Consider the following 19,909-nt stretch of genomic DNA (forward strand, 5'->3'; position numbering starts at 1 on the left):
CGATGGACGACCGGATCGTCGATTTCACGGCGCTGCTGCGCGCCAACGGGCTGCGGGTCTCCATGTCCGAGCACCTCGACGCCTTCCACGCCGTCGCCGCGCTCGGCATCGCCGACCGCGAGGTGTTCAAGGACGTGCTGCGCAGCACGATGGTGAAGCGCAGCGTCGACCTCCCCGTCTACGACGAGCTCTTCGATCTCTACTTCGCCGGCCTCGGCCGGGCGATCTCCGAGAACTCCGAGGCGGCGATGAAGGCCCTGCAGCTCAATCCGCAGGAGTACCAGGCCCTGATGGAGCAGCTTGCCGAGCTGCTCCAGGACCTCAACATCAACCTGTCGCAGCTTGCGGAGGCGTTGCTCCGCAACGACAGCGGCCGACTCGAGCGCATGTTGCGCGAGGCGGCGGACCAGGCGCAGGCGCAGGGCATCGAACGCTCCTACCAGGAGGGGCGCTACAGCCACAGCACCGCCCAGAGCCTCGGCCTCGGCGGGCTGAGCGAGGAGCTGGAACAGCTCAAGGAACAGCTCGGCCAGGCGGGACTGTCGCCTGAGCTCAACGAAGCGCTGCGGCGGCTGATCGATCAACGGCTGCGCGACCTGCGGGAGATGATCCGCCGTACCGTCCGCCTCGAGCTCGAGAAGCGCGACCAGACGCAACGCGAGAAGAACCGCCTCGCCAGTCTGGCGGAGAAGAGCTTCTACTATCTCTCCGAGGACGAGATGCGGCGGATGCGCGAGGCGGTGACGAAGCTCGCGCAACGCTTGAAGAACGTGGTCTCGATCCGCCGCAGGCGCGGCAAGCGCGGCAAGTTCGACCTCAAGGGCACCCTGCGCAAGAACCTGCAGTACGGCGGCGTGCCGTTCCGCATCCAGTTCGACCGCAAGATCAAGGACAAGCCGCAGGTGCTGGTGCTGTGCGACGTGTCGGATTCGGTGCGCAACGTGTCACGCTTCATGCTCCAGTTCGTGTATTCGCTGCAGGATCTCTATTCGCGCGTGCGAAGCTTCATCTTCGTCAGCGAGATCGGCGAGATCACTCAGCTTTTCGAGGAGAACGACACGCAGCGGGCGATCGAGCAGGCGCTCACCGGGTCGATCATCAACGTCTTCGCCCACTCGGATTTCGGCCGCGCGTTCAAGACCTTCCATCGCGATCATCTCGGGGCGGTCAACAACCGCACGACGGTGATCATCCTCGGCGACGCGCGCAACAACTACAATCTGGCGCAGGAATGGGTGCTGCGGGACATCCAGGCGCGCGCCAAGCAGCTCATCTGGCTCAATCCCGAGAGCCGCCTCACGTGGGGGTTTGGGGACTCGGAGATGGACCGCTATCTGCCGTTCTGCGACCTCGTCGAGGAGTGCCGGAACCTGAATCAGCTCTATCGCGTCGTCGACCGCCTGGTGCGCTGATGCGCACCGATGAGCGGGCGAAAACGCGTTGACCGAGCGAATTCTTTCTGGGCACAATTCCCGTATGAGCCGCGAAGACGCGATCCCGATGACCGTCGGCGGGCTGACCCTCGATCCCGCGACCAAGACGCCGATCGTCATTCTGCGCGACGACGACAACAAGCTGAACCTCCCGATCTGGATCGGCCTGCTGGAGGCGACCGCGATCGCCACCGAGCTCGAGGGCATCCAGATGACGCGGCCGATGACTCACGATCTCCTGCGCAACCTCATCGGCGAGCTCGGCGCCACGGTGCAGAGCATCGAGATCTCCGACCTGCGCGACAACACGTACTATGCCGTCATCAATCTCGTCGTGGACGGCGCGCCCCGCATCATCGATTCCCGACCCAGCGACGCGATTTCCCTGGCACTGCGCGCCAAGAGCCCGATCTACGTCGCGCGCCGTGTGCTCGAGGCCTCGAGCGTGCTGCAGCAGGGCGAGAGCGGCGACAACGTCGAGAGCAACCTGTCCAACGTCTCGCGCGACAAGTGGTCGGAGATCCTCGAGAAAATGTCGCCGGACGACTTCAAGTACAAGATGTGACCTCAACCAGGCCGGCACCGGGTGTCGGCCTATTCCGGGATCGCGTTCGTCGCCCGTGCGGCGCGCGACGCCCGAAAGTCCGCGGAGGGGAGACGATCGTGGCGGAGAAGGCGCGCCTGTCGCACAAGGAAGCGAAGCAACCAGACGAGTTCATCACCCTGACCAACCAGGCCATGGCCTGGGGGCGGGCGCACCAGCAGACGGTCATCTGGAGCGCCATCGCCGTCGCTGTCCTGATAGCCGCTCTGGGGATCGCCACCGCCTACCGCAGCGCGCAGCGCCGGGACGCCAACGCTGACCTGGCGCAGGCGGTGGCGAAGATCCAGAGCAATGACCTCGCCGGCGCCATCACGGACCTGAACACCGTCACCGAACGCTGGTCCGGGACCGAGGTCGCGCGCATCGCGACCCTGATGGCCGCGAACACCGCGTTACGCCTGGGTGACCCGGACAAGGCGCTCAGCGCTCTCGCCAGCATCCCATCGTCGAGCCTGCCGGCCTACCTGCAGCAGCAGATGCTGCTCGCCTGGGGCACGGCCCTCGAGGACAAGGAGCAGTGGGCGGACGCCGCCACCAAGTACCGCGCCGCAGCGGCCATCGCCGGCCCGTACACCGGCACGGCGATCGTCGCTGAAGCCCGTACCACCGAGCTCGCCGGCGACAAGGAAAAGGCGCGTACGCTGTATCGCCAGGCCTACGAGCAGTTCCCGGATCTACCGGGCCGCGAGGTCCTGACGAGCAAGATCTCGGCGTCCTGATCGCCTCGGGCGGCGGCGAGCCATTCCAGGGACGTCAGCCGGCTCAGGTCACATAATCCATCTTATCAGACGTTGAACCGAGGCGACCGGCGAGGCGGCACCGTTGGCTCTTGCCGGGCCGGCTACCCCCGTTCCCCGGGATCGAAGAGTTTCCGGTGCTCTTCGAGCGCGAACCGGTCGGTCATGCCGGCGATGTAGTCGGCGATGATCCGCGGCAGCGGATCGCCGACCCGGGCGTGGCGCTCGAGGATGTGCGGGGGCAGTTGCTGCGGCTCGCTCATGTAGGCGCCGAAGAGCTCGCGCATGACGCGCTTCGCCTTCTCGAACATCCGGATGACCTTGTAGTGGCGGTACAGGTTGTCCATCAGGAATGCCTTGAGCTCCTGACGCTGGGTTTCGACCTCCGGGCTGTGTCCCACCAGCGGCTCGCCGTGGGCGCGAACGTCGTCGAGCGTCTCGGCGCCGGCCGCGGCGAGCCGGCGTTCCAGGGTCTCGATGAGGTCGGTGACGAAGCGGTCGATGATCAGCCGGATGGCCTGGTAGCGCCAGATGCGTTGGCTGGCGTGCGGCGAGCGGTCGCGAACGGCGCGGTACGCGTCGCGCCAGAGCCCTACCCCGTCGAGTTGCTCGAAGGTCAGGAGGCCGGATTTCAGCCCGTCATCGATGTCGTGGCTGTTGTAGGCGATCTCGTCCGTGTAGTCGACGAGCTGGGCCTCGAGGCAAGGTCCGCGCCCGGGCTCGAAGGCGGCGGCCAGCGGCTTGTCGTACGGGGGGGTGTGCTTGACGATGCCCTCGCGCACCTCCCAGGTCAGGTTGAGCCCGGGGAAATCCGGGTAGCGCTCCTCGAGCACGTCGACGATTCGCAGGCTCTGGGCGTTGTGTTCGAAGCCGCCGTGCGCCGTCATGAGATCATTGAGGACGCGCTCGCCGGCGTGGCCGAAGGGCGTGTGTCCGAGGTCGTGCGCCAGCGCCACCGCCTCCGCCAGGTCGGCGTTGAGGCGCAGCGACTTGGTGATGGTGCGGGTGATCTGGGCGGCTTCCATCGTGTGGGTCAGACGGGTGCGGTAGTAGTCGCCCTCGTGGTTCACGAAGACCTGGGTCTTGTACTCCAGGCGGCGGAACGCGGTGCTGTGGATGATCCGATCGCGATCGCGCTGGAAGGCCATGCGGAACGGGTGTTCGCTCTCGGCGTGGACCCGACCGCGCGTGGCGGCGCTGCGTACGGCGTAGGGCGCGAGGAGGCGGTTCTCCAGTTCCGCGAACTCCGCGCGTGTCAGCATGGGCGGCGTCTACCACGGGGTATGTGGAGCGACCAGTGGAGGCCTCCTGCGGAGCGACATTTTTCGGACGCCGAGCGGCAGGCGTCGACGCGGCGCCAGGCGCTGGCCGCTGATCTCGGCGGGCGCCGCATCGCTGGGCGCTTGGCATGCCGATTGTTGAATGCGCCCAACCGTGATGGTCGCACTTCGCGGTGGGCACGGCGCGCAGGTCCTCGTCTGTCTCTCTCTACTCCTCGTCTCGACGGCGGCCGATGTCGCCCGCGGGGCCAGTGGCATGGCCCCGCCGGTACCGGGGCGTCTCGTGCTTCGAGGCCGTGGCGGGCTGGACCCCGAGGCGCTGCAACGGGCGCTGAACGCGGCCGGAGCGCGCCGGGTCGAGAGCGTGGATGGCGTCGAGGGCACCGTCGTCGAGGCCGATCCGGCGACCCTGCTCGGAGTGGCCGACAGCCTGCGGCGATCGGGACTCTTCTCGAGCGTCGAGCGCGATCAGCAGGTGCGGATCGCGGAGCCGGACGATCCGTACTACCAGTCGCAGTGGGGCCTGCCGCGCGGCGGCGTGCCCGCGGCGTGGGCGCTCTCGTCCGGCGCTGGCGTGACGGTGGCGGTGGTCGACACCGGCGTCGATGCCAGTCATCCGGATCTCCAGGGGCAGTTGCTCCCCGGCTACGACTTCCTGAACGACGATCCCTACCCCAACGACGACAACGGTCACGGCACGCGCATGTCCGGCATCGTCGGCGCCGCGTGCGACAACGGTGAGGGCATCTGCGGCGTCGCGCCGGGGGCGATGGTCCTGCCGATCAAGTCGCTCGACGCCCAGGGCTACGGCCCGTACAGCGCCGTCGCCAACGGCATCATCTACGCCGTCGATCACGGCGCGCGCATCGTCAACCTGAGCCTGGTCGGCACCGCGCCCTCGAGCATCCTGCAGGCAGCGGTCGACTACGCGGCGGCGCACGACGTGATCGTCGTCGCGGCGGCGGGCAACTTCGGCACCGACACGCCCGGCTATCCCGCCGCGTCGACTGGCGCGGTGGCCGTGGCGGCGATCAATGACGCCGACGGACACCCGAGCTTCTCCAATTACGGTCCCTGGGTGAGCATCTCGGCCCCGGGTGTCGACGTGGTGACCACCAGCCCCGGCGGGTACGCCGCCTCGACCGGCACCTCGCCTGCGGCTGCGTTCAGCTCCGGCGTGTTCGCGCTGCTCCTGGCCGCCAACCCGGCGCTGAGCCGCGCCGACGCGGTCGCCCGCGTGCGCGCCGGCGCGGTCGACCTCGGGGCGAGCGGGTGGGATCCGTATTTCGGTTGGGGACGGGTCGACGCCTACGGCGCCCTGGTGCCGGGCCAGGTCGGCGCGCCACCACCCGACACCACGCCGCCGACCATCGGCATCCTCAGCCCGACCAAGGGCAGTCTGCAATCGAACATGGTGGCGGTCGACATCGCCGCCAACGACAACGTCGGCGTCGGCCGCGTCGAGCTCTTCGTCGACAACCGCTGGTACGCCACGATGACCGCCCCGCCCTACTCCTTCGTCATCGACGCCGGCACCCTGGAAGCGGGCGATCACAAGCTCCGCGCCTATGCCTACGACACCAGCAACAATGTCGCGAAGACCAAGAACCAGAAGGTGTCCTTCACCCCGGGCACCGGCTTGCTGGTCACCCATACGGTGGTCAAGCCGTCGAGCGTCTCGGTGAGTGGCAAGTTCGCGTTGCCAGCCGGCGTGGCGTTCAACCCCAGCGCCGACGACGTCGTCGTCACCCTGACCTCGGCCGACGGAACGCTCCTCTCGGCGGTCGCCAAGGCCGGCTCATTCAACGTCAGCGGCAGCGGCAAGATGCAGGGCATCATGTCGCCAAGCGTGCCGAGCACCGGCTCGGTGCGCCTGACGGCCAAGAGCGACATCACCGACCAGCCGCTCTACACGTTCAAGATCCGCGCCTCGAACCTCAGCGGCATGAGCGCCCGCCAGTCCCTCATGAATCTCGGGATCGCGGTTGGCGGCATCCAGCTCTCCCAGAGCCTGCCGTGTCGCGCCAAGGGGAGCACCCTGCTCTATCCGTAGATTCGTCGGCGCAGTGCCGAGCCTGGGGCGGATCGGTCACCCCCTTTGCCGGGGACGGTGGCGCCTGTCAGCGGCCCGCGAACCAAGGCACAGCGGCGCTGTGGGGGGCGCCCGGCAGACCGCCCTGGCTGCGCCGCGACGCTAAGCCGAGCGGCGCAGTGGATGCCTCTGGTCGTCAGCACAACGCGCAGCGCGAGTGCCGGCCGACGGGTGGGACAGCACCCACCTCGTCGGCCGCGGGTACTACTTGCCGCTGGTTGCGCTCTGCGCGTCGCTGTCTGCCTTGCCGTCGCAGGCGAGCACCGGCGCCGCGAGCACCGTCGCGACGAACGCGCAGGCGAGTGCAGCCATCACCAGGCGGCGTATGGAATGACGCATCTGTCGATCCTCCTTCGTGGCCGTATCGTACACGCATGAAGGAGTCCGGCAACCCGGTGTCGTGGGGGTCTGTGCGGCCTGGGCTGGTCGTCCGGGACGCTGCCGTCCTCCCGTCTCCCTTCCGGACCGGGGAGCCGGCGCCATCCCATCGGCGGGCTCGCGCGCTTTGCGTCCGGGCGCGGATGTGGCAGATGCCGCTCCATGGAGAGAGGAGACATGATGCGTCGAGGGGATCACCGATCGTATGCTGCGGCACTGGTCGGCGCCGGCGCTGCCGCGTTGCTGCTCGCCGGGTGCGTGTTCCAGTCTACTTACAACAACATGCTGCAGCAGCAGGAGGCGATCGAGTCCGCGCTGCGCTCGGAGATCGCCGCCGATCAGGTCAAGATCGACCAGTTGGAGAACGGCATCCGGGTGCGGATGTCGAATGACCTGCTCTTCCGTGAGGGGGGCGTCGAGCTGAGCGAGGCGGGTGCGCGCGCCCTGGACAAGGTCGTGCCGCAGCTCAACACCAGTGCGTACATCGTGGACGTGGTCGGCAGCACCGACAACGTGCCCATCGGTCCCGGGCTGGCCGACCGCTATCCGACCAACTGGGAGCTCGCCGGCGCGCGTGCGGCAGTGGTGGTCCGTCACCTGCAGGCTGGCGGCGTCGACCCGACCGCGATGCGAGCGGTATCGGACGGCCAGTACCACCCGGTCGCCTCCAACGACACGGCGCAGGGTCGCGCCGACAACCGCAACGTCTCCCTGCTGCTGCGCCCGCGCTGATCGCACCGCGCGGGCGACTCGAGGATCGCGCGTTCCTCGTGCAACGCGACCTCGATGCCGCCGGTGAGGTTCTTCACCCTGGTCGGGTCGGCATGGACAGCCAGAGAGCCTTCCGGTAAGTCGGGCGAGTCAGCGTGAGCCCCCGTAGCTCAGGTGGATAGAGCACAGGATTCCTAATCCTGGGGTCAGGCGTTCGAGGCGCCTCGGGGGTACGTAAAATCAGCAACTTGCGCCGGCGGCACCCGCGAAATTGTTTCCATCTGTTTCCACGGGTGCCGCCGGGTCGCAAGGTCTCAGCCTTTGGCCGCGTCGGCGGCGATGCCGTCGAGGCTCGCCAGCGCCGACGGATCGTGCTCGGCGCGCAGCCAGTGCGCGTAGACGCGACGGGTGACAGAACTGTCCTTGTGGCCACAGAGCGCCGCCACCTCCGTGTCCGCCCGGCCCGCCATGAGCAGCGTCGACGCGAAGGTGTGCCGCAGGGAGTGCAGCCGCACGCGCTTCACGCCGGCGGCATCGCAGGCCGGGTGCAGCGCCTTGTGGGCAAGCGTGCTGCGATGCACGGGCGTCCCCTCGCTTGACGGGAACACCCATCCGTCCGCGGTCGGCGGACATGCCAGCTTCCAGCGCCGCAGGGCGGCGACCAATTCGGGGCGGAGCGGGATGCGGCGCTTGCCGGCGCTCGTCTTGGGCGGCTTGTAGGTCGGCCCGCTGGCCGGCTCGTCGCGCCGATGGGCCCACGTGACGCTGCGCGCGATCCGCACCTCGCCCTTGGTCAAGTCGATGTCATCCCAGATGAGCGAGGTCAGCTCCCCTACCCGCCCGCCGGTCAGCACCGCCATGTGCAGGAAGGTCTGGTACATGCCCGGCGTCGCCTGTGCGATGACGGTGCGCGCCTGCTCGGCGGACAGCACTGTGGTCGGGTCCACCGCGCCGTCCTCCAACTCGGCTGCCAGCTCGGCGAGCGCCTTGACGGACTTCGCCGCGACCACGCGCCGGCAGCGCGGCACGACGTCCACCGGGTTGCGGTCGATGTACTCGTGGCGGACGGCATAGTTGAACACGTCGGCTGCGGTGGTCAGGAACTTGTTGACCGTCTGCGGCGCCAGCTTCGCCGCCAGCCGATTGCGGCAGAAGGCTTCCAGGTGCCGCACGCGGATCTGGTCGATGCGGTGCTCGCCGAGGATCGGCACAAGGTGCAGGTCGAGGTGAACTTGGTAGCCGGCGATGGTCGCCACGCTCACGCGCTCGGCCCGCTCAGCCAGCCAGTCCGCCGCCACTGCCTTGAAGGTCGGCAGTTGGTCAGGCGCTAAGAAGGTGCCCTTCTGAAGCTGGCTCGTCACCTGCGCCAGGTAGGCGTAGGCAGCCGGCTCATCGGCGCACGGCTTGATGAAGCGCCGGCCGGTGTCGTCGCGCCAGTCGGCGCACCACTTGCCGCGAACCTGTCGGACCGTTGCCATGCTCTCCCCTCCTTTGGTGTTACCGTCGCTTGAGCGACTGCATCAGCTCGTTGATGTCGCTCATGACTTCCGCGTGCGCTGGATTGAGGTCCGGGTGGTACTTCTTGGCGAGGCGGCGGTACACCTCACTGTCGACGCTGGGCGTCTGTCCGCGCCCGCCGAACATCTCGAACAACCGTTCCCGGTTCATGCGATTGGCGCGCTTCTCCATGCGGGCGAGGCGCAGGTCGAATTGTAGTTGTTTGACCTTTTCGCGGGCGGCGTCGCGCGCGCCCGCGATGGTCTCGACTCGGCGATGCAGAGCACGGATCTCGTCCAGGCGCCGCTCGAGCTGCGCCCGGAGGGACGCCAGCTCTGCCGCGACGCGCTCCTCGCGGTCGAGAAACTGCGTCAACCACGCCGGCATGGCGAGTACGCCCCGTTCCCATCGAGCTACCGTATTGGCGGCGACGCCTAGCTCCGCCGCAAGGGCAACCTGGGTTAACGCGCGGCGATGGCGATACTCTCGAAGGGCAGACGGCGTCATACGATGGTCGGCTATACCATACGTATGGCGGCGCCGTCTATACCTATCGTATGCGTGGTGCTGAGCCGGTACACCGTCACCGCCCCCAGCTCCGCCCCGCAGAGCGCGCAGCCCGCGTCGAGGTCGCCGGGTAGCGGCGCCCCCGGCCGCTCCTGCATGTAGCGGCAGCGCGGCTGCGAGCAGGTGACGCGCGTCCACAGACTCGCTGCGGCGCAGCGATCCGGCGCAGCCATTGCCGGCCGGGCCGGCGGGTGCGATGCGCCCGCCATGGACTGGACGTATCTGGCGATGGGCGCGGGCATGATCCTGCTCATGCTGCTGCTGACCTCGCTCATCGACTAGCCCACCACCGCACCCGACACCGCGGGCACCGCCCCGGCACCTCCCGCGGCGCGTAGAGCAGCACCAGGCCGCAGGCGCACGTCACGCGGACGCCGCCAGGGACGAGACGGACGGTGGCCGTCATGGCTGCCGGCCCCGGAGGGGCGGACGCCGAGTAGCCTGCATCACCGGCCGATCACGCGCGACGGCCGTGAGCCCACGCAGGCACCGCCGCGCAACCGCCTCCCGCATCATCACGCCGCCGGCACCGCCGCCGTAGGCTCCGGCTGCGGCGCGCGCTCCAGCTCCTCGCGCGCCCGCACGGCGGCCTCGCGCCGGCGCTGCGCGCGACGCTCCAGCCGCTCCTGCGCGTGGCGGATGCCGCTGCCCGGCCCCTCGGCCTCCAGCGCCGGCCCGCTCGGCTTCTCGGCGGTGGTCACGGCGCCGACGTCGTCGACGTCGCCGGTCGCCATCTGGCCATAGACCTGGCGGATGGTCTCGGCGTCGGCGGCGATGGCGTCGAGCACCTCGAGCACCTCCGCCTGGTCGGCCGGCAGCGGCGTGGCCGTGATCGCCTCGTGGACGCGCCGACGCACGGGTGCGTACGCCTTGCCGGCGCGGCCGTCGAGCTCGTCGGCCAGCACGCCAAGCAGCCACAGGTTGCGGTCGGCCGCGGCCTGCTCGACGAGGTGCGTAAGCGTCCGCGCGCTCGCCCGCGACACGCGCTGCAAGGCGGTGAACTGCGTCAGCGTGTTCGCCAGCTCGGCCGCCTGCTGGCGCTGCTCATGGTGCTGCCGCGCCGCATCGACCTGGAAGTCGGCGAGCCCGTCAACCAACTCGTGCCGGTTGAACGGCTTGACCGCCGGGACCGGGCGAGCGCGGAGCGCCGCCAGGTACGGGTCGGACAGCGCGGCCCGCTCGGCCTGCAGCGCCTGCGCCCGACTGAGCGCGGCGTCCGCCAGCGGCCGCGCCCGCCTCACGGCGTCGCGGCGCGCCTGCGCCTTGCGCCCGGCGCGGTAGTCCGCCTGGTAGGCCGCGACGATGTCGGGGGCATCCATCGCGGCCCGCTCGATCTGCAACGCATCCCGCGCGGCGATCATGGCGGTGCGCGTCGTGGCGATCTCGGCCGCGGCCTGCTGGAGTGCTCGGCGATCGATCATCGGGCACCCCACTTCCCCGCCGCACTGCCGCGGGGGCCGAGCCGGCCGTCGACCACGTCGACGGCGCCGCGCCCCGGCGGCGGCGGACTCACGCGCGTCTGCGCGGCGACGGCATCGGTGCGCTGCGCCCGCGGCCGCACAAGCGCGGCGGCCTCAGCCGGCGTGAAGCCCGGCGATCGCCGCGCCCCACTGCGACGCGCGGCGGCGATGGCGTTGGTAATCGTGTTCTTCATCTCGAATCCTCCGGTAGTGGCTCGCGTCTCGGCGCCCGCGAGCGATGGCGCATGAAGGTCAGCCCCAGAGCACGCGGGAGATACTGCCGGTGGCGCGGCCACCGTGCGCGATGGCGAGCGCCACCACGTTGGCGACGTCGTCATGGCCGCCCCGCGGATGGTCGACGGAATCGCGGCCGGTGCGTGACGTGGTGCGCCGCTGGAGCAAACTGAACTGCCGCATCATCCGGTCGGCAGTCACCGAGCGCGCCGGGTCCGGCAACGAGACCCGCCCACCGACCAGCCACGGCAACGCGAGTACGTATGCCTCCGAGCGCGTGTGCAGCGTCGGCATCACGCCGAGCCCGACGCGACGCAGCGCATCAACGAGGAACTCTGATGCGTACCGGTCCGACCACACGACGCCGACGCCATACGGCCGCAGGAAGTCGCGCAGGCGCTCGACCGCCGCCGCCACCTGAAACGGGGGGCGAGTCTCGAGCAGGTCGTCGACCACGATCAGCGGCGCCCCATGGCGCGTCTCGCGATGGTAGACGCAGGCCGTGAACGAATCGCCCGCCTGGGTGCCGGACGCGGCGTCGATGGCCGCGGCGTAGGCGTGCCCCATCGGCGGCCGGCGCACCCGGTCCTGCTCGACGCAGCCCTCGAGCTCGGTCCAGCCAATCAGCCCCTCGATGTCGGCCCGGAACTCCGCATCCCACTCCGCCCGCGCCGCCGCGGGATCATCGGCGTGCGCCTCGTCGATCACCGTCTGCGCGATCGTCGGGTTCATGCGGCGGGTCGGCGCCTGCCACGTCAGCACCGGCGAGCCGTCGACGCCGTGGTGGGCGCGATACCAGTCCCAGAGCACCCCACGCCGCGCATACGGCGAGGAGATGCACAGCAGCAGCGAGCCCGGCACACGCGCCAGCCCCGGCGTCACCGCGCGCACCAGCTCGGCGTCCGGGTTGGCGGCGTCGTCCGTCGGCAAGAACGCGCACTCATCGATCACCGCGCCGGCCAGCGAATAACCGCGGGTCGAGCGGAAGGACGCGGTGTGAATCTCGATGACACAGCCCGTCGAGAGCGTCAGGCTCTCGCTGGTCTCGGCGGTGACCAGCCGGTCGAGCATGGGCGATGCGCGCAGGAGCCCGCGCACGTAGCGGAACGCCACCCGCGCCTGGCGGCGGTCGGGACACAAGAGCATCGCCGTCGCCAGCTCCCCCGGCCCGAGCACGGGGCGGAAGTCGCGCGAGCAGGCGAGATAGACGATCAGGAACGCGGCGAGCAGCGTCTTGCCCGAGCCGCGGCCGGCGATCACCATCGCCCGCGATGCCGGCACGGTCGGCGCCGCCGAGCGCCCCGAGCAGGCGCGGTAGATCGCCAGCGCCTCGGCATCGAGCGGCAACCCGTAGATCGCCGCCACCAACGCCCGAGCAGCAGCGAACGATGGGCCGCCGAAGGTCCGCCCGCACAGGTGCGGGTCGGTCATCCAGTCGAGCGGCGTCACGCGGCAGGCCTCCCGCAGGTCGGGCACCGCCACCGCTCGAGCGCCCGATCGAGCGCCCGATCGTCGTCGCGGTCGACGATCACACGGGGATGCCCATCGACGCCGCACCACACACCAGCGCGGGCACGCCAGATGCCAGCAGCGGGCGGCACGTCCCGGCAGGGCGGCGCGTCGTGCCAGCTCATGCGCCGTCCTCGCCAATCGGCGGCACCGGCACGGGGAACACGCCGGCGATCTCCTCGGCGCCGTCGATGTCGACGTAAACCACCGTGACGTGCGACGGCGGCGGGTCGGCGGGAATGAAGGAGTCGAGGTCGGCGTCGGCGTCGCCAGCCAGCTCGAGGGCGCGCTGCGCCGCCTCGCGCCGGGCGCGCACCTGTGCGGCGATGGCGGCGCCGAGCGCCTGCGCGGCGTGGCGGTCGGCGGCGGAGGACCAGCGGCGGTGATCGCGGGTCATCGGATGTCCTCGCCCGCCTGCGGCGATCCTGGGGCCGGGAAGTCGCTCTGAGTGTTGGCCGCCGCGCGGTGGCGCGCGAGGGCGGCGGTGCCGGCCGCAACCAACGCGGCCCGGTGCTCCTCGCTCAGTCGCCGGCGCCGGTACGGCCGCAGGATCGCCAGCACGGCGTCGAGGTGGTCGACGTGAAAGACGACGCGCACCTCAGCGTCGCCCAGCGCCCGCTCGACGAACGGCAGCGCCCGCAGATGCACCCCGATGCGCGGCCGGTCGGTCCACGCGAACAGCCGCTCGCCGCCCTGGGCGCCGACGTAGCCATGCCGGCAGGCGATGCGAGCGAGCCAGGGGCGGTCAGCGACGGGCCAGTCGGCGGCCTGCGGCTCGAAGACGATGCGGTAGCGGCGGCTATACCGGGCGGATAGGTCGATGCAGGTCATGCGGGATCGTCTCCTGTGGTGTCGGCGGACACCTCGGCGTCGACCACGGCCGCCTCGGCCGGCGGCGCCGCCTCGGCCGGCGCGGCAGCGGTCGTGGCGCGGTCGCGCAGGTAGGCGTCGAGCGACGGCAGGTCGGCAGCGCGGTCCGGGCGCAGGCCGAGCGCCTGCAGCATCCGCGAAAGCGACTGAACGTGCGTCACGTAGCCGCGGCGCAAGATCGGCAGCAGCTCGCCAGCCGCGTCAACCAGGCGGTCGGCCTGGAACACATGCCCCTCGATGGTCGAGCAGATGAGCGCCGCCGCGGCGCAGCGGTCGACCAGCAAGCGCTCACGCGCTGTCAGCCGGTCGTAGCCGCCGGCATCGGCGGCGAGGTCCTGGCGCAGCTCGGCGAGCGCCCGAGCAATCCAGGTCCGCTGGTCGAGACTGCCGGCGGCGAGGTGGCGGGCGAGCGAGCGGGCGCCGTGTTTCGGCGGCGTGCCGGCGCGTCGGCGCATAGGCACCGGGCGGCTAGCCATGGCGGATCACCGCCTGAAATCCCGTACCCCTGCCCAGCGTCTCGGTGGAAACAGATGGAAACGGACCCGCGCCGTTGCTGGATTTTTCGGCGGTCGCAGGACTGCCCATCCTGTGGTCCGCCTCGAGCGCTGCGCGCACGGCGCCGCGATCGAAGCGCCAGTACTTGCCGCAGCGCCGCGCCGGCAGCCGACCAGCACGCGCCTGCGCGCGGAACCACGTCACCGGCAAGTGGAACTCGGCGGCCAGCTCATCGGCGGTCGCGAAGGCGGTGCGCGATGGCGGCACATCGGCTGGCGCGGTCATCGCCGCGACCAACTGCACCTGCGCGCCGGCGAGGGCAGCCACGGCGGCGGCCCGATCGGTCGCGGACAGCTCGGCGCAGGCACGATCCAGCGTCCGGCGCAGCTCCTCGAGCGTCATCGGCGGCCCCGGGGCGCAATCTGTGAAGCATTGCCGGCGGCGGAGGTGCCGGTCGCGGGGGGAATCATCATGCCCCATCCCCTACAGCCGACCCCAGACGGATACGGCGTATCTGTCTCGCCGGTCCGACCCAGGCTCAGACCAGGCTCACCAGGCTCACGGTCCATATGTCTCTCGCGCGCGCGCGCGCTATGCGGGTAAACGGACGGAGAGCCTGATAAGCCTGCTTGGGCCTGGCGGTGGGTCATTTGGGCCGTCATTCCTGTTCTTGGGCTGCCGCTCGCAGCCGAACACCGACGCGAAACCGGACGCCACCGATCTTCTCGGCGTGGATGCCGAGCCGGTGCAGCTCGTCGCCGAAGTCGCGCTTCTTGAGCGCGTCGTGCCTCAGCTCGGCGACGTAGGCATCGAACAGCACCTTGAACGGCGTGCGTGCTCGCGGGTCGCGCTCGCAGTACTCGTCGACCCACTGCCCGACAGCGTCCATCTCGGCGCGGTAGGCGGCGGTGGCGGCGCGGACGATCTCGGGCGGGCGCAGGCCGTCGGCGTACCAGGCGATGGCGCCGTCGATGATCCAACGGAGGATGCCGGGCAGCTCGTCGGTGAGCGAGGCGGCGAAGTCGCGGACCAGATTGGTCTGCAGCCGCTCCTCGAGGTTGACGACGAAGGGCACCAGATGGATGCGGCGCCAGATGGCGGGGTCGGTGCCGCGGACGTCGGGCTTGTGATTCCCCGCCAGCCAGAACGTGTGCGTCGGCGCGAACTCGAAGAAGTCCTGCCGCATGTACCGCGCCTTCAACTGGTCGCCGCCGGTGAGCCACTTGACCTTCGTTTCGGCCAGCCCGCGACCCTGCTCGGTCTCGATGGCCGAGACCAGGCGGGCGCCCATCAAGTCGGCGATCTCGGTCGGGTGCGCGTCGTGCTTGGTCGCCATCAACAGCGACGGGGCGGCGGTGCGGGCGTAGTCGCCGAGTGCGGCATGGAGCAGCGACAGGAAGGTCGACTTGCCGTTTGCGCCGCTGCCCCACAAGAACAGCAAGCACTGCTCGCGGACCGACCCCGTGGCGCTGTAGCCGGCGGCGCGCTGCAGGAAGTCGATCAGCGCCGTGTTGTCGAAGGTCAGCGTCAAGAACTCCATGAACCGTGGACAGGTCGCGTCCGGGTCATAGGCGACTGGCGTGCGGCGGCTGATGAGGTCCTCGCGGCGGTGCGGGCGCAGCTCGCCAGTGCGGAGGTCGACGGTGCCGTTCTCGCAGGTCAGCAACCACGGGTCGCGATCGAAGGCGTCGGGCGGGAGCGCCACGCGCCGATCGGCAGCGGCGAGCGCCAACATCGCCTCCAGCCGGTTGCGCTTGCCGGACGCAAGGAAGTGTTGCGCCAGGATGGCCCGCTCCTCGGGCGAGCCAGCGGCGCCCACCTCGGCCCACCACTGCGCGATGGTGGTGGTCGCCAGCGCCATCGTCGCGGCCGTAGCATCGGGCTGCCAGCGTCCCTCCGTCCAGACGTGCCAGCCGGCGCCGCGGTGCGCGTAGCGCAGCGTGTCGGCGTGCGCGTCGATGAACGCCTCGGCGTTGGCGACGTCGGTGGTGCGCCACTTGGCGTCGCGGATGGCAGCGGGGTTGGGTAGATCGCTCGCGCCGAAGAGGTCTACGATCTTCCCGCGGCTCATCGGGGCGCATCCTGGGCTGTCATGCGGCGCACCGTACCGGCCGTGCGTGCCGGATACGGCGTATGTGTCCGCTGCCCTGACCCGGCATCGTAGGATTCGACGCTGGCCAAGATGGCGTTGACTTCGCGTTTCCCCAGCGGCTTGTCGCAGCGTTCCGTGTTCGCGGTGTGGACGGACGCGCAGAGCAGCTTCCACTCCACCTTCCGCGCCCGCATCGACGCCGCGTAGCGGAACAGCGTGTCGTTGCGCTCGCCCTTGCCGATCGTGTCCGGCAGCCGGAACGGGTCGCCGTGCTCGCCGCGGAGCTCGTCGAGGTGGCGAATCGCCGCGACCCAGAGCGGCGGCAGCTCGGGCAACGGGAGGTCGGCGGCCGAGTAGCCGATCAAGTAGGCGTAGCCGCGGCAGGGCGGCGGAAAGACCAGGCTGTTGTCGCCGCGGATGTCGACACCGGCACCCAGCTTGGCGACCGAATTGCGAATCCCGCCGGGCGCCTGGAAGTATCGGTGCTCGCCGTGGTGCGGGGTCGTGACCGTTGGCGCATCCGGTAGCGGGCCGTAGCGCTGTTCCAGGTCGTGGAGTGTGTCGCAGCCGTCGACGCCGTGTTTGCGGTCGGCGTCGAGGATCAGCAGGCGATCGGTGGTGAGGAGCGCGCAGTCGGCATCGGGAAACCGCTGCCACCAGCGGTCTAGTTGGTCGAGGTCATCGCTCGCCCGCTGGTGGCCAACACCAGTCGGCCCGATGCAGGTCCAGCGTGTGCCCGGCCGCATCGGCACCACGCGCGTGTGCCAGTGCGCGATGTACCACTGTGCGGCGCGCAGGCCGCGCGGCGTCTGTTGTGGCGGCGTCATGAGCGGCGGTGTACGTGGCGCCGCGCCCACATACGGCGTATCCGTCCCCGGCGTCATCATCCGGCCACCGTTCGTGCTGCTGTCGACTGCCAGCCGCGGCCGGCGACGATGCGGCGCACCTGTCGGCGGGTGAGCGCATCGGCCGCGGCGCCCTTGCTCATGCCCGGCACGTAGCCCGCACGTAGCGCCGCGCGTTGCCCATCGCTGGCAGGTTGGCTGCGCCAGCGCGCATCCGCCCGGGCGATGCGCCAGCGTGCCGGGTCGGCGCGCAGCAGCTCCTCCGCGACGCCCTGTGCCAGCTCGAGCGACGGCACGGCGCGATGCACGGTTTCGACGGTCCGCGTCTCTCGTGATTGCCACAGCACGTCGACCGTCCCGTCCGCCTCGGTCGACAGGATCACCACGCCATCGCCCATCGACACGGCGTAACTGCCATCGACCGTCAGCCAGGCGATGCGACTGTCGCGCGGCGCGAAGAGCGCCACCTCGCGCGCGGTCAGTGCCGCGGCCCGTCCCTGCTCCGCTGCCTCCCGTGCTGCGGCCTGGGCCGCGTCTGCGGCGAGCACGCCATCGGCCAGCGCCGCCGCCGGCGTCTCGAACAGTACGGCGGCCGTCATCAGGTCATGGGTGCCTGTCGCGCCGACGCAATCGAGTACCAGGCAGTCCGCCTTTGCCGGGTGCTTCCGCGCGCCGCGCCCGAGCATCTGCTGATAGAGCACGGGGCTGCGCGTCGGACGGGCGATGCAGACGCAATCCACGCGCGGAAGGTCGACGCCTTCCGTGGCGACGCCGACGTTGACCAGCACGGGCAGCTCGCCGGCGCGCACCGCCGCGAACAGTGCGGCCCGCTCGTCGGTAGGGGTGGCGCCCGTAACCAGCGCGGCGTGCAGTCCGCGCCCCCGGCACGCATCGACGGTTGCCTCGGCCACCGCGATCGTCGGCGCGAACACCAGCGAGACGCGGCCCGATGCGTGCTCGGCCAGTGCGGTGGCGATGTGTACCGGCGCGTCGGCGCCGCTCAGCGCCTCGCCGAGCGCCCCTTGCGCGTAGTCGCCATCGACGCGCGGTAGGCTGGCGAGGTCGACCGCCAGCGCAATCTGCAGCCCGCGGAAGTCGCACAGGTAGCCCTGGCGGATCAGCTCGATCAGCGAGGTCTGATACACGATCTCCTGATACGTCGGCGCCAGGCCGCGCCCGTCGGCGCGTGTCAGCGTGGCGGACACGCCGAGGAGCTGCGGCGCGTCGGCCCCATCGTCGAGCGCCCCGACGCCGGCGAGCACCGTCTGGTAGCTCTGCGCGGCGCTGTGGTGCGCTTCGTCCACCACGACGAGCGAAAAACGGCCGGCGGCGCCGATCTGCTCGAGCCGGCGCGGCTGCCGCAGCGTCGGGACGCTGCCGACGATCACGGCGGCGTCAGGCGTGTTGTGGTCGGCGCGGACGATGCCGATGGCGCGGGCATCGCCGAGCACATAGCCGATCGTCGCGGCGGCCTGGTCGATCAGCTCCTCGCGGTGCGCGAGCACCAGCGCCCGGTCGCCGCGTCGGACATGCTCGGCGACCAAATGACCAAACGTGACCGTCTTGCCGCCGCCGGTCGGGATTTGGATTGCCGCACGGCGGATACCGCGGAGCGCCGCGGCGCCGATCGCCGCGAGCGCATCCCGTTGGTAGGGGCGCAGCGCGATTCCCGCGCTCATGTGGCGTCGTTCCGTCGCTGATGTCGCGGCGGCTCGAGGAGCTGATGCGCCTCGACAAAGAACTGTTCGAGGTCCTTCCGTAGGGCGCGCTCCGCCCGCTCGCGGGCGACGGAGCGCGACCAGGCGCGCAGGAGCGCGCGGAGGGCCGGGTTGCGGGACCGACGGAGCGCCGATGGCAGTGCGGGTGTCGTCATGCGCCGCATGGTAGGCGGCGCAGATGACTGATACGGCGTATTCGTCGCGCGCTACTTCTGCGCGACCTTCAGGGCCTTCCGCACGGACGCAAATTGCAGGATCACGCGCCGCGCACCGCCGCGCGCGGCCTCCGTGTATTCCACGGTGATGGTCCGCGCCTCGCGGTCCACGTCGACTTCGGTAGCGAGCGGTAGGAGGTTGCCGTCCATCAGGGCCAACGCATCCTCGACGGTGTCCGGGTCGCCGAGCACCTTTAGGAACCCCTTCCATGTCTGCGGTTGGGTCGCCGCCCACACGCGACGAAAGAGCACTGTGTGTGGCTGCTTGGGTTTCCCTTTGCCCGCACGGCCGGCGGCGCTATTTTGAGTCCGTATTTTCGTGCGGTCTGCCACCACTTTCCGCCGCGCCTCCGCGTCGCCGACGATGTAGAGCGCTTGCTCGCCGAGCCACCGGTCGATGATTGCGCGCTCCGATTGGTCGTCGGCCGTCATGGTGAGCAGCCCGTGCATCATGTCGCCGGACCAGTCGGGGTGCCCGCCCGTGGCGTGCAGGCGTTTCCAGGCCGCTCTATACGTGCGGTCGAGTTCCTTCTGTCGCTCGCGCACGTCGGTATCGCTCTCGCCGGGACGCCGGGCGCGCTCAATGGCCGCCTCAGCCGCGATTACCGCGCAGAGTGCTACCGCCGTAACCCGCCGTCGCTGCGCCGTCGCTCTATACGTCTCGGCGTCTCGCTGGCGCGGTGTGCCGTCGCGGTTCCAGGTCGACTCCGCCATCAGGCGCCGTCGCACCTCGTCGAGGATGACGGCGCGGAACGGATCCTGTCGCGATTCCTTCGCCGGCGGCGTTGCCCCCGGCTTCCGCGTCGTGCGTGTCGCCATCATCCACCACCCGTTCGTGGGACCCGATCTACTGTTGCACCGCCGCCGGCGGGGCGCTCGGGTCTGCGCCGTTCGGTGGCCGACCTAGCCGGCGGCGGTATGGCTATGGCTACGCTACCAACTCGATTCCCGGCGAAGAAAGAGGCGCACGGCGTGTTTCCATCGTGTTTCCATCACGGTGCGTCCACACCGCACGGTGCGTCAGCCGGTCCGCGAAAACGCTGAGGCTTCCGACGTATCGGACGCACGGCGCGGCGAGCCTCATGACTTGACCGCATTCCTAATCCTGGGGCCGTGCGTTCGAATCGCGCCGGGGGCATTCACCTTCCAGTTGCGCACCAATCGCTGGTGCC

General features: G+C 70.2%; 20 protein-coding genes and 1 tRNA gene. 7 read left to right on the forward strand and 14 right to left on the reverse strand.

All coding sequences use genetic code 11. The features are described 5' to 3' along the window. The first annotated feature begins 2 nt into the window (after positions 1-2). The 3 genes from KF840_22345 (at position 3) to KF840_22355 (ending at position 2,756) form a co-directional block, all read left to right on the forward strand. On the forward strand, positions 3-1,412 hold the full coding sequence (locus KF840_22345) for a VWA domain-containing protein (protein MBX3027649.1): 1,410 nt from the start codon (positions 3-5) through the stop codon (positions 1,410-1,412). 64 nt (positions 1,413-1,476) lie between these two features. Continuing rightward, positions 1,477-1,998: a bifunctional nuclease family protein gene (locus KF840_22350; GenBank protein ID MBX3027650.1), complete on the forward strand. Its 522-nt coding sequence runs from the start codon at positions 1,477-1,479 to the stop codon at positions 1,996-1,998. A 98-nt stretch (positions 1,999-2,096) separates the two neighbouring features. Continuing rightward, positions 2,097-2,756, forward strand: coding sequence for a tetratricopeptide repeat protein (locus KF840_22355; GenBank protein ID MBX3027651.1), 660 nt, complete (start codon positions 2,097-2,099; stop codon positions 2,754-2,756). 122 nt (positions 2,757-2,878) lie between these two features. Here KF840_22355 and KF840_22360 read toward each other — a convergent pair whose 3' ends face one another. After that, positions 2,879-4,036 (reverse strand): deoxyguanosinetriphosphate triphosphohydrolase, encoded by a 1,158-nt coding sequence (locus KF840_22360; protein MBX3027652.1) that lies wholly within the window; start codon positions 4,034-4,036, stop codon positions 2,879-2,881. Between the two features lie 301 nt (positions 4,037-4,337). Here KF840_22360 and KF840_22365 point away from each other — a divergent pair, with 301 nt between their 5' ends. From KF840_22365 to KF840_22375, 3 genes are all read left to right on the forward strand, one after another. After that, on the forward strand, positions 4,338-6,107 hold the full coding sequence (locus KF840_22365) for a S8 family serine peptidase (GenBank protein MBX3027653.1): 1,770 nt from the start codon (positions 4,338-4,340) through the stop codon (positions 6,105-6,107). Positions 6,108-6,704: 597 nt separating this feature from the next. Beyond that, on the forward strand, positions 6,705-7,256 hold the full coding sequence (locus KF840_22370) for an OmpA family protein (protein ID MBX3027654.1): 552 nt from the start codon (positions 6,705-6,707) through the stop codon (positions 7,254-7,256). 138 nt (positions 7,257-7,394) lie between these two features. Continuing rightward, positions 7,395-7,468 (forward strand) — tRNA-Arg (locus tag KF840_22375). Between the two features lie 81 nt (positions 7,469-7,549). Here KF840_22375 and KF840_22380 read toward each other — a convergent pair. After that, complete coding sequence (locus KF840_22380; protein MBX3027655.1) at positions 7,550-8,713, reverse strand: site-specific integrase; 1,164 nt, start codon at positions 8,711-8,713, stop codon at positions 7,550-7,552. 19 nt (positions 8,714-8,732) lie between these two features. Then, positions 8,733-9,239, reverse strand: a complete 507-nt coding sequence (locus KF840_22385; GenBank protein ID MBX3027656.1) for a helix-turn-helix domain-containing protein — start codon at positions 9,237-9,239, stop codon at positions 8,733-8,735. A 183-nt stretch (positions 9,240-9,422) separates the two neighbouring features. Here KF840_22385 and KF840_22390 point away from each other — a divergent pair, with 183 nt between their 5' ends. Next, the gene (locus tag KF840_22390) at positions 9,423-9,581 is read left to right on the forward strand and encodes a hypothetical protein (protein ID MBX3027657.1); all 159 of its coding nucleotides are present in this window, start codon (positions 9,423-9,425) and stop codon (positions 9,579-9,581) included. 233 nt (positions 9,582-9,814) lie between these two features. Here KF840_22390 and KF840_22395 read toward each other — a convergent pair whose 3' ends face one another. From KF840_22395 to KF840_22445, 11 genes are all read right to left on the reverse strand, one after another. Continuing rightward, positions 9,815-10,720 (reverse strand): hypothetical protein, encoded by a 906-nt coding sequence (locus tag KF840_22395; protein MBX3027658.1) that lies wholly within the window; start codon positions 10,718-10,720, stop codon positions 9,815-9,817. Continuing rightward, positions 10,717-10,953, reverse strand: a complete 237-nt coding sequence (locus tag KF840_22400) for a hypothetical protein (GenBank protein MBX3027659.1) — start codon at positions 10,951-10,953, stop codon at positions 10,717-10,719. The genes KF840_22395 and KF840_22400 overlap by 4 nt, the downstream gene beginning before the upstream one ends. Positions 10,954-11,011: 58 nt before the next feature. Next, positions 11,012-12,469, reverse strand: coding sequence for a hypothetical protein (locus tag KF840_22405; protein MBX3027660.1), 1,458 nt, complete (start codon positions 12,467-12,469; stop codon positions 11,012-11,014). 154 nt (positions 12,470-12,623) lie between these two features. Further along, the gene (locus tag KF840_22410; GenBank protein MBX3027661.1) at positions 12,624-12,899 is read right to left on the reverse strand and encodes a hypothetical protein; all 276 of its coding nucleotides are present in this window, start codon (positions 12,897-12,899) and stop codon (positions 12,624-12,626) included. After that, positions 12,896-13,333: a hypothetical protein gene (locus KF840_22415; protein MBX3027662.1), complete on the reverse strand. Its 438-nt coding sequence runs from the start codon at positions 13,331-13,333 to the stop codon at positions 12,896-12,898. Before KF840_22415 ends, KF840_22410 begins: the two co-directional genes overlap by 4 nt. Beyond that, positions 13,330-13,827, reverse strand: coding sequence for a hypothetical protein (locus KF840_22420; GenBank protein ID MBX3027663.1), 498 nt, complete (start codon positions 13,825-13,827; stop codon positions 13,330-13,332). Before KF840_22420 ends, KF840_22415 begins: the two co-directional genes overlap by 4 nt. Before the next feature lie 13 nt (positions 13,828-13,840). Continuing rightward, the gene (locus tag KF840_22425; protein MBX3027664.1) at positions 13,841-14,269 is read right to left on the reverse strand and encodes a helix-turn-helix domain-containing protein; all 429 of its coding nucleotides are present in this window, start codon (positions 14,267-14,269) and stop codon (positions 13,841-13,843) included. Positions 14,270-14,525: 256 nt separating this feature from the next. Further along, complete coding sequence (locus tag KF840_22430) at positions 14,526-15,938, reverse strand: hypothetical protein (GenBank protein ID MBX3027665.1); 1,413 nt, start codon at positions 15,936-15,938, stop codon at positions 14,526-14,528. Beyond that, entirely contained in the window at positions 15,935-16,846 is a 912-nt protein-coding gene (locus KF840_22435; GenBank protein MBX3027666.1) for a bifunctional DNA primase/polymerase, read from the reverse strand. The genes KF840_22430 and KF840_22435 overlap by 4 nt, the downstream gene beginning before the upstream one ends. Further along, positions 16,843-18,483 (reverse strand): DEAD/DEAH box helicase, encoded by a 1,641-nt coding sequence (locus KF840_22440; protein MBX3027667.1) that lies wholly within the window; start codon positions 18,481-18,483, stop codon positions 16,843-16,845. The genes KF840_22435 and KF840_22440 overlap by 4 nt, the downstream gene beginning before the upstream one ends. 245 nt (positions 18,484-18,728) lie before the next feature. Continuing rightward, the gene (locus tag KF840_22445; GenBank protein MBX3027668.1) at positions 18,729-19,556 is read right to left on the reverse strand and encodes a hypothetical protein; all 828 of its coding nucleotides are present in this window, start codon (positions 19,554-19,556) and stop codon (positions 18,729-18,731) included. Between the last annotated feature and the right edge of the window lie 353 nt (positions 19,557-19,909).

Source organism: bacterium (genome assembly GCA_019637795.1).
Classification (GTDB): domain Bacteria; phylum Desulfobacterota; class Binatia; order HRBIN30; family CADEER01; genus JAHBUY01.